The organism is Binatus sp. (SeqCode) (genome assembly GCF_036522015.1).
Classification (GTDB): Bacteria; Desulfobacterota; Binatia; order Binatales; family Binataceae; genus Binatus.
In genome coordinates this window covers 1-1,920 of record NZ_DATDGQ010000222.1, presented here as the reverse complement: position 1 = coordinate 1,920, position 1,920 = coordinate 1, and the positions used below count along the sequence as shown (strand labels likewise).

The window sequence follows — 1,920 nt, the reverse complement described above, 5'->3', positions numbered from 1 at the left end:
GAGTCTGGAACATCGACCGGAGCGAGGTGATAGACAACGTCTATCACCTTGAGAACGGAGCCCTAGTGCTCAAGCCACAACACTTCGACGTTCGCGGATGGCCGCCGGGCGAAGCTGAGAAATACACGCCGATCCTGCTTGACAGCTTCGACCGTGGGGGATGGTTCCATGGTTTATTCGACCAAGCGGAACTCGTCGGAGTGGTCGTCGTGGATAACAGGCGGATCGGAAAGCTCAAAGATCGACTCCAGCTAGAGTTCCTTCACGTGAGCAGCGCGTACCGGAACAGAGGCTTGGGCGCGCAGCTTTTCGAACTAGCCAAAGTGACCGCGCGCGAGAGGGGAGCGAGGCGGCTGTACATATCGGCAACGCCTTCCGAGAACACGATCAACTTTTACTCGCGGTTGGGGTGTGAGATTGCCAGAGAGCCCGACCTGGAGCTGCTGGAGCTCGAGCCTGAGGACATTCATCTTGAGTGTGATGTGTGACGTGCGGCGATGCGAAACCGGAACCGGCGGCGCTTACGCGCCGCTGTCCGGAGGCCAGAAGCCATTTCCTGCCGCTCGCGTTGCTCGCTTCGTCCGGATGACAGGGCAGCGCGTGCCTCGTGAACGATCCGTGCAAACCTTCATTACAAATTCATCTGGACGATGGTGGCGCCCGCGCCGCCGTGATGCGGTTCCGCGCCGCGGAAGGATGCGCAATACGGCGAGGTGCCTAGATATTCCGCCACTGCTTTGCGCAGCGCGCCGGAGCCGATGCCGTGGACGATTCGCACCTCGGCGCGATTGGTCAGGAAGGCGGTGTCGAGAAATTCTTCGAGCTTGCGGAGCGCGTCGGTCGTGCGCATCCCGATGAGGTTCAACTCGTTACCCTCGCCGCCTTCGACGCTGAAAGTGACGGTCGCCGGTTTTGCCGGCGCGGGGCGACTTTCGGCGGCGCTCGCAGCGGACCTGCGCAGGCGCTCGGGCGCGACTTCGATCCTCAGGCCGCCGCGGCTGATCACAGCGCGTGACGCATCGAGCGCTATCAATTGGCCGCGGATGTCGCCGACCTGGACGGTGTCGCCGAGCTTGAGCGGCGCGTCGGACTCCGAGGCGTCGTCGGGGGCCGGCGCGAGGCTCTCGAGTTTCGCCGCGGCCTTCGTGATGAAGCCCTTCAAGTCGGTGCGCGACTTCGCGCGGGTCTTGAGCTCATCCATGAGCGCGGCGCCGTCGCGTCTCAGCTCTTCGATCAGTTCTGCGACTTCGGCGCGCAGCCGCTTGCGTTCCAGCTCGGATCGCGCGCGGGCTTTTTCAGTATCCTGAATCAGTTCTTCCTCGACGCTGACGAGACTGGCCTCGCGTTCGCGAAGTTTTTCGACCTGCGCGTTGAGCTTGGCGCGCTCCGCGTCCAGTCTTTTCAACGCGTCGGTCAGCTCGATCGTCCCGGCGCCCATCGATTGTTCGGCCGCGCGAATTATTTCCTCGGGTAGTCCGAGCCGGCGCGCGACCGCGAGTCCATAACTCTGCCCGATCGTGTGCGGCTTCAGGCGATACAGCGGCGCGAGTCGCTCGGCGTCGAAATCCACCGCCGCGGCCTCGAACCCGGCTTGCGAGTATGCGTGCAGTTTCACCGCGGTCGAATGCGTCGCGATGGCGAGCATGCAGCGCCGCGTCCCGAGATGGTTCATCAGGCCAATCGCGAGCGCGGCGCCCTCGGCGGGGTCGGTGCCGGCGCCCGGCTCGTCGAGAATCACCAGCGCCGGCTCGACCAGCGATCTGATTATCTGGGACAAGTTTGCGATGTGCCCCGAAAAGCTCGACAGGTTGGATTCGATCGACTGCTCGTCGCCGATGTCGGCGAACACGCTGCGAAACACCGTCGCCTTGCTGCCGGCGAGCGCCGGAATCAGCATCCCCGCCTGCGCCATCAGCGACA

At 63.8% G+C, this 1,920-nt stretch carries 2 protein-coding genes; one reads left to right on the top strand and one right to left on the bottom strand.

Annotation, left to right across the window (positions count from 1 at the left end):
- The coding region (locus tag VIW95_RS09630) for a GNAT family N-acetyltransferase (RefSeq protein WP_331585834.1) at positions 1-488 on the top strand (488 nt) is incomplete at its 5' end.
- A gap of 143 nt (positions 489-631) precedes the next feature.
- Here VIW95_RS09630 and VIW95_RS09625 read toward each other — a convergent pair.
- A partial coding sequence (locus VIW95_RS09625) for a MutS-related protein (protein ID WP_331585832.1) occupies positions 632-1,920 on the bottom strand: 1,289 nt, incomplete at its 5' end.